This is a genomic window from Sphingomonas sp., from assembly GCF_039595165.1.
GTDB lineage: Bacteria > Pseudomonadota > Alphaproteobacteria > Sphingomonadales > Sphingomonadaceae > Sphingomonas.
In genome coordinates this window covers 48,454-62,229 of record NZ_JBCNMA010000004.1, presented here as the reverse complement: position 1 = coordinate 62,229, position 13,776 = coordinate 48,454, and the positions used below count along the sequence as shown (strand labels likewise).

Below are 13,776 nucleotides of genomic sequence, written 5' to 3'. Positions count from 1 at the left end.
CGTATAGAGGCGGCGCGTTAGCGAAGCAGGACGATCAGCGGCGTCGTGATCAGCGACGATCCCGCAATCACGTCCTTGAAGATGCGGCGAGCCTGCGAATCGCCCACCACGACGATGTCGTTGGCGTAGATTTCCGGGTCCGAATAGGCGCCCCGGCGGATCGCGCGCAGATCGTAGAGCGCGGCCATCTTCTGGCCGTTGACCGTGCGGAACACGACCACGTCGTTCTGGCGCGCGAACTCGCCCAGTCCCTTGGCGGTGGCGATGGCGCGCATCAGCGTCATGCGCCCGATCACCGGATAGAGACCGGGCTCGCGCACCTCGCCGTCCACGGTGACCACCTGGCTCACCGTCTGCTCGAGGTTCACGGTGACCTGCGGGTCGCGGATATACTGGGTGCGCAGCTTCGAGGCGATCAGCTCGGCGACGTCGTTGGGCGACCTGCCGGCGGCCTCGATCGTCCCCGCGAGCGGGAAGGCGAGCCGGCCCGAGGCGTCGACCTGCACGATCCGCTCGCGCAGGTCGGGGATGCCGAACACGTCGATCTTGAGCTTGTCATAGGGCCCGACCAGATACTGGCGAGTGACCTCGGCGACGTCGGTCTGGGTCGGCGCGGGCAAGGCGTTGCCGCCCACCACCTGCACGTCGTGCGAACCGCCCAGCACACGGGGACCAGAGCAGGCCGCGACCGCGACCATGAGGACGGGGGCAATGATCTTGAGCTTCATCGGCTTCCTTACACTGGCCTGTTCGGGCAGGCAGGGCATCGCCCCGCCACGGCACGATTTCTTCACGCGGCGCCACTCCCCTTTCGCCCCGACGGCGCCGCCATCCATACGGCCGCGATCGCCAGCAGGCACGCAACGGACGGAACGCGAACGGGATAATCGACGATGCTGGCGAGGCCAAGCAGTAAGATGATCACCGCGCCGGCGATCGCGAGGCCGACGCCGCGCTCGCCGCCGCGCGGCATGCGCAGCAGCTGGAAGCTGCGCACCACCCAGCCGGCGATCGCGGCGAGGGCGAGCAGCAGCCCGGGCACGCCGGTCTCGAGCAGCCATTCCAGCCAGTCGTTGTGCGCGTGATTGAGATAGCTCGGCTTGAGCAGCTCGCGCGGCTCACCGGCGTAGAAGACCTCGACGAACGAGCCGACGCCCGATCCCACCGGCAGATAGTGGCGCACCAGATCGAAGATCGGACCCCAGGCGTTGAAGCGAAGCTCCTCGCTCTCGTCGGTGGCGATGAGCCGCTCGATCGCCTCGGCGCGCGCGAAATAGATCGCGAAGGCGATCAGCAGCATCAGCGCCAGCGCGACCACGCCGAGCATCAGCAGGCGCCGGCGGCGCTGCGAGATCTCGTGCCGCCCGCCCCGGCGATAGAGCAGCGGCGTCGCACCGATCGCGACGACCGCGAGCAGCAGCCCCTGGCGCGAGCCCGAGAGCAGCAGCAGCAGCAGGCCGACCGCCCCGGCCACGCCGGCGAGCCACATCTTGAGCGAGCCCGAGCGCGACGAATCGCCCTCCGGCGCGGCGGTGAGCACGAGCAGCGGCAGGGCGCAGCACAGCATCACCGCGAAATGGTTGCGGTTGGCGTAGAGCCCGGTGGGCACGTCGAGGCTGCTGATGCGGTAGATATAGAGGATCTCGCGATAGCCGCCGGCCACCTGCACCGCGCCGATCACGATGCTCACCGCGACCATGATCAGCACGAGGACCGCGAGGCGGCGGTGCTGCTGCGCGTCGCAGCGGATCGCGAGCAGCATCGCCGCGGCGGGGATCATCAGCGCGAACAGCGCGTTCCAGCCGCGCCACGGGACCAGCGCGATCGGGCGCCAGGGTTGCTCGATCCCGCCGGCGCGCGCCGCCTCCGCGGCGAGCTCGCGCCCGGGCAGCGCCATCCACATCGACGGCGGCAGCGGGATCAGGTGAATGAGCGTCAGCAGCACCACCGCGCCGAGCGCGGCCAGCGGCCAGCGATAACGACGCGCGGCCTCGCCGGTCATCAGGAACAGGCCGATGCCGAGGCAGATCGCCGCTACCGGCCGCAGGATCGCAAGCCCGAGCACGTCGTCGCGCGCGCTGCCGCCGAGCAGGAACGCAGCGACGATCAGCGCCGCCAGCGCCCAGAAGGCGGTGCCGCCGCGCGGCATCGGAATGGCGGGCCCCTTCCCCATCGCCTACTTCAATAGACCCTTGGCGCGCATTTCGTCGAGCGACGCTTCATATGCGCTCGACCGGGCGCCCATTGCGCGCGCCCATTCGACGAATTTCGCGATGCCGCGTTCGAAATCATAGGCGGGCCGAAAGCCCAGCAGCGCCTCGATCCTGGTCATGTCGGCATAGTTGTGGCGGATGTCGCCGATGCGGAAATTGCCGGTGACGGTGATCGGCACGTCGGCGCCGATCAGCCGCTTGAGCGTCTCCGCGACGGTCATCACGCTGACCGGCACGCCGGTGCCGACGTTGAACACCTGGTTGGCGGCCGCCGGATGCTCGACGCCGAGCACGGTCGCCTCGACCACGTCGTCGACGAACACGAAGTCGCGGCTTTCCGTCCCGTCCTCGAAGATGTTGATGGGCTTGCCCTGCATCATCAGGTTCGAGAAGATCGAGAGGATGCCGGTATAGGGGTTGCTGAGCGACTGGCCCGGGCCGAAAACATTCTGGTAGCGGAAGGCGACGCCCTCGACCCCGATCGAGGGGCAAACGGTCATCACCAGCTGCTCCTGCACCTGCTTGGTGATGCCATAGACCGAGGAGGGGTGAATCTTCGACTCCTCGTCGGTCGCGACCAGTTCGAGCGGGCTGCTAGCCCCCGGATATTTCACCTCGAAGTCACCCGCCGCCATGTCCTCCGCGGCGCGCGCGCCGGGATAGACATGGCCGAGCTCGGCCGAGCGGTAGCGGCCCTCGCCATAGATCGAGCGCGACGAGGCGACCACGACGCGCTTCACCGAATGGTCCGAATTGGCGAGGATATCGAGCATCAGCGCGGTGCCGCCGATGTTGACCGAATTGTAGCGCTCGATCTGGTACATCGATTGGCCGGTGCCGGTCTCGGCGGCGAGGTGCACGACCGCCGCCTGCCCGCGCAGCACCTCCTCCATCACCACGCGGTCGGTGACGCTGCCCTGGACGAAGCGCACCTTGTCGGCGAGCGCCAGGAACAGCGGCGATTCCTTGGCATTCTCGCCATGGATCTGCGGCGAGAGCGTATCGAGCACGGTGACGTCGTGGCCGCGCTCGACCAGGCGCAGCGCGAGGCGCGAGCCGATGAAGCCGGCGCCGCCGGTGATCAGAATGTTCATCGCGGCTCCTTCAGGCGCGGGAGGGGCGGATGCGGAGCACGGCCTGGAAGACGTGCCAGAGGAACAGCAGCTTCATCGGCACGCGTTTGATCAGTTCGGGGCGCTGGACCAGCCGCGCGAGCCAGGCGAGCTTGAGCTTGAACCAGATCGGCGCGAGCGGCTTGCGATTGCCCGAATACCAGTCGAACACCGCGCCAATCGCCACGGTGAGCTTGGCGTCGAGCTGATCGGCATGGCGATAGGCCCATTTTTCCTGCTTGGGCGCGGTCATGCCGATGAACACGATGTCGGGCTTGAAGGCGTTCACCGCGGCGATCATCGCCGCATTCTCCTCAGGCGTGAACTCGGGTTTGAACGGCGGCGACAGCCCGTCGCAGACGATGTTGGGATAGCGCTCTGCGGTCACCTGCTTCATCTTCTCGACCGTCGCGGGGGCGGCGCCGAGGAAGAAGGCGCGGCCGCCGCGCTGCTCGAGCCGTTCCATGAAGTGATCGAAGATGAAGGGCCCCTGGTTGGCCTTGATCGTCTCGCCGCGCGTCAGCAGGCTTCCCAGCTGGAAATAGACGCCGTCGAGCATCAGATAGTCGGAGTTGGCGAGCGCCTCGCGCGTCGAGGGATCGTTGACCGCGACGCCATAGACGTCGGGATTGATCGTGTTGATCGTGCGGCAGCCCGTCCCGTCGATCGGGATCGTCGCCAAGTCCCGGTTGAAGACGTTGTAGCCGAATACGTTGACCGTTTCGGCTCGCTCGACGCGCGCCATGCTCACCATCCCTCGCCTGTGCTTCGCGTGGCCGCCGCCTTAGATGTTGCGCCTGCGAAAGGCAACATGCCGCTAGGCGAGCAGACGCCGCAGCCAGTTGGAAAGACTATATTCCTCGAACGTGCGGGAGTCGCGCAGCGGCTCCGCGAGGAACGCCTTGACCGGCGCGAAATCGAGCTGGTCGAGCAGCAGGATGCGGTCGGGCGAATAGAAAGGTTCCTGCGCGATCCGCGGGTTGGTCGCGACGATCTTCATCCCCGCCGCCAGATTCTCGAACACGCGCATGGTGAGGCCGCTCTGCTGCTGGCTGGCGAAGTCGAACACGCCGGCCGAGGCGCGCATCATGTCGAGGATGCCGTCGGTGCCGATCGAGCGCAGCGTCATCCCCGGCAGCCATTCGCCGCGGCGCAGCAACTGTACCATGCGCGGCGGGCTGCAGTGGAGGTACAGCTTGAGCCGCAGCCCCTCCGCCTTGCAGTGCGCGTGGAGCCGCTTGACCGCGTCGAACCGCGCCAGCGAATGCACCGAGCCGACGAAATAAAGGTCGTATTCGGGCGCGCCGCGGCTGGCGGCGACGGCATAATATTCCGGCAACGCGAACAGCGGCAGATAGTCGATGCCCAGCGCCTCGGCATCGGCGGGATCGAAGGTCGCCGCCTTGTCGAAGAAGCGCAGATGCGGCCGATAATCGTGGGTCTTGAGCGAATCCCAATTGTAGAGGGTGAAGCGCGCGTCGGGCAGCGCAGCCCGCAGCCGCTCGAGATTCGCCAGCGCATATTGGTGGACCTGCAGGAACACCACCTGGTCGTATTCCTCACCTCGGATCGCTTCGAAAATCTCCGCGTGATGCGCGTCGAGCGAGGCCTGGTGCCGGTCCCTGGCGAAGCGGCGCACCGCCTTGTTGCGCCAGCCGCGCGGCTCGATCGGGAAGCGCCGGACCTCATGCCCCTGCGCGCGCATCTCGGCCTCGATCCGGTCGGTATATGCGTAATAGTCGCACGCGATGAAGAGAATGCGAGACATGGCAATCCGTTGGCTGGAGTGATCGCGGCATGGCGGATGGGCGTCGGCTTGTGCCCGGCGGGCGCTCCGTATATTCCGGCCCCCGCCAAGTCCAGACCTGCCGACGGAGGCCAAGATCTCGTCAACGCCGTCCGTCGCGGACATTCCCTGTCCGCCCGCCGACAAGCCCGCGCGCACCGGAATGGTGGTCGGCGTACAGTATCTGCGCGCGGTGGCGGCGCTGCTCGTCGTGTTCGTCCATCTCCAGGAGCAGCTGCAGCGCGCGGGGCATGCGATCCCGCTCGCGCTCTACGGCTCGGTCGGGGTCGACATCTTCTTCGTGATCAGCGGCTTCGTGATGTGGCACACCTCGCAGGACCATCACCGCACGCTCGATTTCTATTACCGCCGAATCATCCGCATCGTGCCACTCTACTGGGCGCTGACCAGCGTGGTGGTGGCGATGCTGGTGCTGGCGCCGTCGCTCGTCCGCTCGGGCAAGCTCGACTGGGCGCATGTCGCCGCCTCCTATTTCTTCGTGCCGATGGCGCATCCGGTCGCGACCACATCGATGTTCCCGGTGCTGGTCCCGGGATGGACGCTCAACTACGAGATGTTCTTCTACCTGGTCTTCGGGCTGGCGCTGCTGCTGCCGCGGGCCATGCGGCTCGCCGCGCTGAGCGTGGCGTTCGGCGTGCTCGCGGCGGGCTATTTCGTCGTGCCGCGCGGGGCGACCGCGGCGTCCTTCTACACCGACCCGATCATCCTCGAGTTCCTGCTCGGCATCGTGCTCGGCGCGCTGTGCGGCAGGGGCGCGAAGCTGCCGGGCTGGAGCGCGGCGCTGCTGATCGTCGCCGGGGTCGCGCTGATCCTGTTCCGCTTCGAGGCGCACCGCTTCCTGCGCGACGGCATCGGCGCGGCGATGATCGTCTATGGCGCCGTACTGTTCGAGATGGGCCGGCCAGTGCGCCGCCGGCCGGCGCTGATGCTGCTCGGCGACGCGTCCTATTCGCTGTACCTGTCGCACGCGCTGGTGCTGTCGGCTCTGTTCCAGGTGATGGCACGCATCGTGCCGGTGGCGACGATCCCCGGCGCGGTCGTCTATGTCCTGGGCGCGATCGTCGTATCGTTCGCGATCGCGATCCTGCTCTACCGCTATGTCGAGAAGCCGGCGCTCCGCTACTTGAAACGGCGCGGCCCGCCCGACGGCACGGCGCCCGCCGGATAGCCGGACACCGGATGCGCCCGCCTCCGCAGGATGCGCGGCAGTCCCGGCATCTGCAGCAGTCCGCTGAACATCAGCATCAGGAAGAACGGATTAAGAGCCAGCGGCTCGGGGATCAGCGCGGCGATCGACATGCCGAAGAACAGGATCCGGTCCGGGAAGAAACGCTGGCGGAAGAGGCCCAGGAAGAAGATGAAGGCGAGCGGGAAGCCCATGGTGTAGAGCACCATCACCACGCCGTTCGAATTCGCCTCGGATCGATTGAGAACGTGCGTATTGTCGAGCTGAGTCTCGAAATAACCGTGCTTCATCGCCGCTTCGAAATACTGCTCGCTGCCGAAGCCGATGCCGGTCAGCGGATAGGCGGCGGCGATGTTGAGGCCGGTATAGGCGTCATATTCGCGCGCCCAGGTCGATCCCACCGAGACGCCGGCGAACTTGGCCTGGAAATTCTCCGCCGCGACGAAGGCGAGGAAGATCGCGAGCACCGGCGCGACGACGAGGCCGGCGAGCTTCTCGAACGCCGTCGCGGTCGGCAACAGGCGGATATAATAGACCGCGAGCACGATGCCGCTGATGATCAGCGCGGTGGTCGACTGGGTCGCGAGCACGCCGAGCAGCGCCACCGCGCCCCAGCGCCGATCCTTGAACATGAACAGGGCGAGGTAGAGCTGGATGTTCAGATAGATCTGAAGCACCGCCGGCTCGTAGAAGAACCCGTCCGGCCGCAGGAAGCGCGTGCTGTCCTCGAGCATGACGTGGTAGGTGAAGAGGAAGCCGATCGTGTTGTAGGTCAGGTCCTGGTCGAACGCGACCGGGCGGAACAGGCCGTTCACCGTCTCCGCCAGGATCACCGTGAGCACCGCCTGGATCGAGAAGACCTTGCCGAAGAAATAGAAGTCGCGCGCCATCGTGCTGCGCGGAAGGTCGAGATAGAGACCGAGCAGCAGGATGCCGCCGGCGAAGTTGGCGTAGCGCGTGGCGACGTCGCCCAGCGGCAGCCCGCCGCCGCCGACCAGCGTGACCGCGAACACCGCGACGAGCAGCAGGAAGATCGGCCCCATCGCGCGGCGGATGCCGAGCGACGGACCCTTGAGCACGAAGGCGAGGATGGCGATGCCCACCAGCATCGGGATGCGCGGAAAGATGAACAGCCCGCCGCTCATCATCATGCCCATGAACAACGCGAACCGCCGCAGGGCAACTGCCCGCACCTCGGGATCCCTCAGGTCGAGATTGTGCAGCATGCTCGCTCCATCACTCGGCCCTCACTCGGCAAAATCGCCGTCGGGCCTGGTTCGCACCCAGGCCTTGCGGTCCGGGCAATAGCGCTTGACGATCCGTGCCGGAACGCCCGCCGCGACGCAATGATCGGGCACGTCCCGCCGGACGACGCTGTTGGCGGCGATAACGCAGTTGCGGCCGATCCGACACCCGATAATGCAGGCATTCTCGCCCACCCAGCTTCCCGCGCCGATCTCGACCGCGCCGACCGGACGCAGCGGCTGGTCGGCGATCGCGCGGGTCACGTCCTCATATTCATGGACATTGTCGGCGAGGAACACGCGGTCGGCGAGCAGCACGCGCTCGCCGATCACAACCCGATCGATGCACGACACGTGAAGCTCGTGCCCGACCAGGCAATCGCGGCCGAAGCGCACCTCGGGCACGCTGCCGGCGGTCGGATGGGCGATGACATAGGCGCCATTCTGGATATCGGCGCCATCCTCGAAATGCATATAGCGCGCGCCGGTGAGGTGCCGCGGATGCTCGAGCCGCACGCGCTTGCCGAAGCTGCCGAAGCACGGCGCGAGCAAGCGGTAGACGAGCACCCAGGCGAAATCGCGAAGGCGGAAATGGATCATCGCAGCGCCTCCGCGATCGCGGGCGCGAGCCTGCGCTGCCAGGCGCGATAGCCCGCGCCGGTGAAGTGGAGCCCGTCCCAGGTCAATTCGCCGCGAACCACGCCCTTGGCATCGTCGAAATCGGGGCGCAGGTCGAGGAAGCGCGCGCCGTGCCGTGCCGCCAGCGCGGGCAAAGCCCGGTTGGTCGCGGCGAGCTCGACCCTCTGCTCGTCGGAGCAGCGTGTGCCGCACAGCACCGGCTGGACGATCACCTGCGCCCCGCCCGCGCGCAGCTTGGCGAGCAGCGAACCGTAGACCGGCAGGATCTGCCTGGCGGTGTTGCCCGAGAGGAGGTCGTTCACGCCGATCATGACCACCACCACCCTGGGGCGGTGCGCCAGGATCTCGTCGGTGCGCTTGGCGAGGCCGGTGACCATGTCGCCGCCGACGCCTCGGTTGAGGATCGACATGCCGGGAAACAGCTCGCCCCAGCGCCCGCCCGCGGTGATCGAATCGCCGGCCATCACCACATCGGCGGCCACGGCGGGCAGGTCGCGGTCGCCCAGCGCCACCGTCTCGGCCGCGGGATTGGTCACCATCGGCCGCTCGGCAGGCTTGCGGTCGCCTTCGACCAGGTTCTTGAGCTGCCGGATCGGCTCATAGGGAAACACGTGGTAGAAGCCGACCGCGAGGCCCCACAGGAATGCGGCGGCGACCGCGACGGCCGCCGGCCCCCAGATCCGCATCCTGGCCCATTCGCTCATGCCGCCTCCCCGCGCCTCAGGCCGGGTTCGCCCCGTCCGCGATCCGCGCGCGGTGATTAAGCTCCGCCACGGCGACATTGTCGAGCAATGACCGCACCATGCGCTGCACAGGCGGCTGCGCGCCCCAATGCGCCAGCGGCTCGCGGCTCCACTTCACATAATCGGCGGGATTGAAGCGCGAGAACACCCAGTTGCACAGTTGAGTGACGTAGAAGCACAGCATCGCGTCCTCGCGCATCGCCTCGGTCACTTCGAGGCGGCCGGCGACCGCATCGTCGAGCAGCGCGTGGTAGCGCTCGGCATTGTCGGCGCGCCACACGAAGCCGAGTCCCGAATAATAAGCGCGCGAGCCGGTGACGACGGGCCGGCCATAGGCGGTCGCCTCGATCCCGATGGTCGAGGAATGGACGACCACCGCCTTGACCCGCTCGAGCAGCGCATAGCTGTTGATCGGGTCCTCGGCGGCGATGAAGACGAGGCGCGGATGATCGCCGAAGTTGCGCTGGAGCAGCGCGCGATAATCGTCGCTGGTGGCGGCGAAGGAGAGACGTTCGGCCGGGTGCTGGCGGACGATCACGGTCGCGTCGCTATGGTCGAGCAGGTAGCGGACGGTGCCGACGATCCAGTCGGCATTGCCGGGATAGACCAGCTGAAGCCCGAGCGCCGCGGCGTCCCACGACGAGTTGAGCGCGATCAGGATGCCGCCGCGCAGCTCCTCGCCGCCGGCACCGCTGTTCTTGATCTGCGATTCGAAATTGTCCGAGCCGGCCTTGCGCTTGGCGATCTCGTTCCTGCCATAGGCGATCACCGCCTCGCGCACCGCGGGATCGGCGGCGACATCGGCCTTGATCGCGGCGAAGGCGCGCGGCACGTCCTCGAGCTGGCAGGCGAGGCCGTCGGCGGCGAGCATCGCGGTCTCGTAGCCGCCGGTGTCGAAGGTCGCGACGCGCATCCCGGCGGCGCGCGCGTGACGCAGCCAGATGCCCGAATTGCCGAACACCCCGCCGGGCACGAACAGCAGGTCGAAGCGGTGGTCGCGCACGAAAGCGGCGATGCGGCCCTGCGCGGCGGCGATCTGGCCGCGGCCGGCGAGCTCATGCTCGGCCCGCCCGGCCTCGACGGTCTCGCCGCGCATCGCCCAGATCGTGTTGAGCGCGGCGAGGCGGTCGATCTCCGCCTCCAGCTCGGCATTGCTCTCGACCGGGGCGCAGTGCGAGAGGTGGAAGACCGGGAAATGCCGTGCGACAAGCGCCATCACCTTGCGGATGCGGCCGAGCACGAAGCGGTAGCGCGCGGCGCCCGGGCCGAAGCGCTGGTCGTCGACGACGAAGCTGACCTTGGCGCCGTTGCCGGCGAGCAGCAGGCCGACCGCGAGCGCGAACCACGGCACCGGGGTGCCGAGCCAGGGCGGGACCACCACGCAGACGGTGATCCCGTCCTCGCGCCGCGGGGTCGCCGCGAGATAGTCGCGCACCACCCCGCGCATCCGCCCGGCGGAGCCGATCCAGGCCAGCGGGTTCCAGCCGACCGCACGCTTGATCCCGTCAATGAAGCTCATGTCGATCGCCCGATATCCCCGGCGGCCGCGCAGGTGCCGCATCTTCGCCGCGGGCCTTGGCAGCATAAGCATGACGGCGCAATGACATGGCGCACCGCTACGGCGTGGTTTTGCTGCGTTGCGGGATGAATGCCAGCGCCCGATCGACGATCGGTTTGGCGCCGGCTGCCGAGACATGGTCGTCGTCGAAATAATAGAGCGTGCCGTCGGCCTGGATCGTGCAGCGGCCCTTGAGCCGCGTGTCGCAGAAGATGTCCTCGGGCTCCACCCGGTGGAGGCCGGGCGCGGCGGCGGTATCGAGCGTGGCGATCGCGGCGCGGTTGCGGGCGAGGAAGCGGTCGTGCGCGGTGCTGATCGTCTCCGGCGCGCGGCCGCCGCGGCCGATCGCGACCATGTTGAGCCGCGCGGGGAGCCAGCCCGCTTCGGGGACCGGATAGAGGACGATCGTGGGCTTCTTCGCTGCGAGGCGTTCGAGATAGGCGCGGACCGCTTCTGCCTTGGGCGCGGCGGCGTCGCTGGCCGTGCCGTCGCCGGCGAGGGTAAGGTTGCGGCGATAGGGCGCGTCGTCCTCGATCCCGCCTTCGCCATTGTCGAACCACGGCAAGTCGATCGCGCCGTCCATCGGATAGAGCCGCATCGTCCAGCGGATCGCGACGATCACTGCATCGATCCGGGGCGCGGTGACGCGCGCCTCCATCGCGCGGTTGGCGGCGGCGCAACGCTCGCGATAGCCCGTATCGAGCGGCTCGCGGCTGTCGAAGATGCCCGGCACGGGGTGGCAGGCGGTGTGGACCAGGATGCCGGCGAGGCCGCGGCGCTTGAGCTCGGCATCCAGCGTGGGGCCGATCGCATAAGCATGCGAATCGCCGACCAGCGCGACGCTCGGCGTCTTGCCCGGAACGCCGAGGTTGCAGACGAAGATGCCGCCGCCGGCATCGGGGCAGCCCTCGATCATCGACTTGGCCGGGGCGATCAGCGGCAGGTCGGCGGCGGCGATGCGCGAGGGTGCGCCCTTGCTCAGCGCGAGTCCGGCGCCGACCGCGATGAAGAACAGCGAGCCGATCGCCGACCAGGTGAAGATCGCGCGGCGGCTGAAATTGCCGCGATTGCGGAACGGCGCCTCGACATAGCGCCATGACAGCCAGGCAAGGATCAGCGACGCGGCGGCAAGCACGAGATAAAGCCACAGCGGCAAATGCCCCGGCGTCATCAGCCGGGCATAGGCGAAGAGCGGCTGGTGCCAGAGATAGGCGCTGTAGGAGATGAGGCCGACCCACAGCATCGGCTTGAACGTCAGCAGCCGGCCGGTCAGCGTCTCGGGGCTGGTGAAGGCGAGGATCAGCATCGTGCCGAGGATCGGCGGCAGCGCGGTCAAGCCGGGGAAGCGCGTATTCTCGTCATAGAGGAACACCGGCAGCAGGATCAGCGCGAGCCCGGCAAGCCCCGCCACCTCGCGCCAGCTGCGCTTCGCGCGCATGAAGTCGACGCCCGCGATCCCCGCCGAGGCGAGCAGCGAGCCGGCGAGCAACTCCCACGCGCGCGGCGGGAGCAGGAAGAAATTGACCAGCGGCTGGCGCGTGGTGAGGAACACGCTGAGCGTGAACGAGCCAGCGGCGATCACCCCGATCGCGGCGATCGTGCGCTTGAGCCCGAAGCGCAGCAGTAAGGCGAGCAGCAGCGGAAAGACGACGTAGTACTGCTCCTCGATGCCGAGGCTCCAGGTGTGCAGCAACGGCTTGAACTCCGCCGCGCCGCCGAAATAGCCGCTGGTGCGCCAGAACAGCACGTTGGAGACGAACAGCGGCACCGCGACCAGGCTCTGGCCGAAATTCTCGAGCTCGCCGGGCAGCATCCACCACCAAGCGAGCGGGATGCAGAACAGCATCACCAGGAACAGCGCGGGCAGGATGCGCCGCGCGCGCCGCTCGTAGAAGCCGGCGAGCGTGAAGCGCCCGCTCATCCGCTCCTCGAGGATGATCGAGGTGATGAGATAGCCCGAGATGACGAAGAACACGTCGACCCCGACATAGCCGCCGCCGAACGCACTGATGCCGGCGTGAAACAGGATGACGGGGAGCACCGCGACCGCGCGCAGCCCGTCGACCTCGGGCCGGTAGCCGCGGCCGCCGGGATGGTGCGCGGTGGGCTTCTCGCCGGGGATCTGGCCGAGCATATCGGTCATTTGCGGCAGCCCAGCTGGAGGAAGTCGGCCTCGCGCACCGCCGGGTCGCGCGCCAGCACGGTGCCGCCGGCATGGCCGCGATACTTGCCGACGAAGGCCTGGAGATAGGGTGCGTTGACCTGCGCCCGCACCGCGGGGTCGGTGGCGGCCATCTGGAGCAACGTGCGGGCATAGGTGACGTCGCCGCCATGGAGGCCGTCGATGAACTCGCACTCGCTGCTGCCGTCGATCCTGGCGGGATCGGCATAGTCGAAGAAGGGGATGTCGCCGAGACACGCCTGGAGCTGGGCATAGCCGTCGGCGATATAGGCATAGTCGGGCTGCGACAGGCGCCGCCACACGCTGTCGGCGAAGGGCGGCGCGACCACCGCGGCGGCGCCGGTCGCGGCGCGCACCTTCCTGACCGCGGCGCAGATGCGGCCGACGAGGCGCGGATAGGCGCGGGTGTTGCGCTGGAAATTCTGCTTGTCGCCGTCGATCCGCGCGAAGGTCAGCGCGAACTTCGCATCATAGGCGCCGTCGCCGGTGAGGTTGTAGTACTGGCTGCCGTCCCGGGCGAAGCCCTCGTTGCGGCTGATCGCGTAGATGCCGAGATTGGGCGAGCGGAAGCTCTGCGCGATCCAGTTGCCGCGGCGTAGCGCCTTGGCTCCCGCCCACAGCATGTCGGCCGAGACATAGCGCGGATAGGACGGCACCGGCCCCTGATTGTCGGTGTAGCGCGCGTTGAACAGCCACGGATCGACATAGACGATCGCGAGCTTCGGCCTGGCCGGCGCCTTGGCGACATGATCCGCGACTGCCTCGAGATTGGCGAGGTTGTTGACTGCGCCGCCCAGCGTCACGAACGGCGCGTCGAAGAACTCGGCGCGAACCTCCATCGCGCGGCTCGATCCGATCGCGATCACCTGCGGCCGCTGGCGGTCGAACAGCATCAGCTTGTAGCGGTGGCTGTTCTGGTTGACGCCGCTCAGGAACAGCACGTCGCCATTGGGCGCGGCGAGCTGGCGGTCGACGACCCGGGCGAGGCCGATCTCGCCCACGCGCGTGAACAGCAGCTGGAACGCGCCCACGACCAGGCCCAGCGTCGCCAGCGCCGTCACGAAGCCAAGGAGGAAGCGTCTCTCGGTCATG

General features: G+C 67.9%; 12 protein-coding genes. 1 reads left to right on the top strand and 11 read right to left on the bottom strand.

Annotated elements, in window-relative coordinates; genetic code table 11:
• Positions 1 to 17: 17 nt before the first annotated feature.
• The 5 genes from ABDV68_RS01450 to ABDV68_RS01430 all read right to left on the bottom strand — a co-directional run bounded on the left by ABDV68_RS01450 (position 18) and on the right by ABDV68_RS01430 (position 5,093).
• Entirely contained in the window at positions 18 to 728 is a 711-nt protein-coding gene (locus ABDV68_RS01450; protein WP_343517864.1) for a polysaccharide biosynthesis/export family protein, read from the bottom strand.
• A 62-nt stretch (positions 729 to 790) separates the two neighbouring features.
• Complete coding sequence (locus ABDV68_RS01445) at positions 791 to 2,173, bottom strand: O-antigen ligase family protein (RefSeq protein WP_343517863.1); 1,383 nt, start codon at positions 2,171 to 2,173, stop codon at positions 791 to 793.
• Between the two features lie 3 nt (positions 2,174 to 2,176).
• Positions 2,177 to 3,307, bottom strand: a complete 1,131-nt coding sequence (locus ABDV68_RS01440; protein ID WP_343517862.1) for an NAD-dependent epimerase/dehydratase family protein — start codon at positions 3,305 to 3,307, stop codon at positions 2,177 to 2,179.
• 10 nt (positions 3,308 to 3,317) lie between these two features.
• On the bottom strand, positions 3,318 to 4,070 hold the full coding sequence (locus ABDV68_RS01435) for a WecB/TagA/CpsF family glycosyltransferase (RefSeq protein WP_343517861.1): 753 nt from the start codon (positions 4,068 to 4,070) through the stop codon (positions 3,318 to 3,320).
• 72 nt (positions 4,071 to 4,142) lie between these two features.
• The gene (locus ABDV68_RS01430; protein ID WP_343517860.1) at positions 4,143 to 5,093 is read right to left on the bottom strand and encodes a hypothetical protein; all 951 of its coding nucleotides are present in this window, start codon (positions 5,091 to 5,093) and stop codon (positions 4,143 to 4,145) included.
• A 181-nt stretch (positions 5,094 to 5,274) separates the two neighbouring features.
• Between ABDV68_RS01430 and ABDV68_RS01425 the strand changes: the two genes are divergently transcribed.
• Positions 5,275 to 6,300 carry an acyltransferase gene (locus ABDV68_RS01425; RefSeq protein WP_343517859.1) on the top strand — a complete coding sequence of 342 codons (1,026 nt, stop codon included), beginning with the start codon at positions 5,275 to 5,277 and terminating at the stop codon, positions 6,298 to 6,300.
• Here the strand turns inward: ABDV68_RS01425 and ABDV68_RS01420 are convergent.
• From ABDV68_RS01420 to ABDV68_RS01395, 6 genes are all read right to left on the bottom strand, one after another.
• Positions 6,252 to 7,544, bottom strand: coding sequence for an O-antigen ligase family protein (locus ABDV68_RS01420; RefSeq protein ID WP_343517858.1), 1,293 nt, complete (start codon positions 7,542 to 7,544; stop codon positions 6,252 to 6,254). The two genes, ABDV68_RS01425 and ABDV68_RS01420, sit on opposite strands and share 49 nt — an antisense overlap.
• 21 nt (positions 7,545 to 7,565) lie before the next feature.
• Positions 7,566 to 8,162 (bottom strand): acyltransferase, encoded by a 597-nt coding sequence (locus ABDV68_RS01415; RefSeq protein WP_343517857.1) that lies wholly within the window; start codon positions 8,160 to 8,162, stop codon positions 7,566 to 7,568.
• A complete protein-coding gene (locus ABDV68_RS01410; RefSeq protein ID WP_343517856.1) occupies positions 8,159 to 8,905 on the bottom strand; it encodes a GDSL-type esterase/lipase family protein in 747 nt (248 codons plus the stop codon). The genes ABDV68_RS01415 and ABDV68_RS01410 overlap by 4 nt, the downstream gene beginning before the upstream one ends.
• A 16-nt stretch (positions 8,906 to 8,921) precedes the next feature.
• Positions 8,922 to 10,463 (bottom strand): hypothetical protein, encoded by a 1,542-nt coding sequence (locus tag ABDV68_RS01405; protein ID WP_343517855.1) that lies wholly within the window; start codon positions 10,461 to 10,463, stop codon positions 8,922 to 8,924.
• Between the two features lie 97 nt (positions 10,464 to 10,560).
• Positions 10,561 to 12,645: an acyltransferase family protein gene (locus tag ABDV68_RS01400; RefSeq protein WP_343517854.1), complete on the bottom strand. Its 2,085-nt coding sequence runs from the start codon at positions 12,643 to 12,645 to the stop codon at positions 10,561 to 10,563.
• Positions 12,642 to 13,775, bottom strand: a complete 1,134-nt coding sequence (locus ABDV68_RS01395) for a hypothetical protein (protein WP_343517853.1) — start codon at positions 13,773 to 13,775, stop codon at positions 12,642 to 12,644. The genes ABDV68_RS01400 and ABDV68_RS01395 overlap by 4 nt, the downstream gene beginning before the upstream one ends.
• Position 13,776 lies beyond the last annotated feature (1 nt).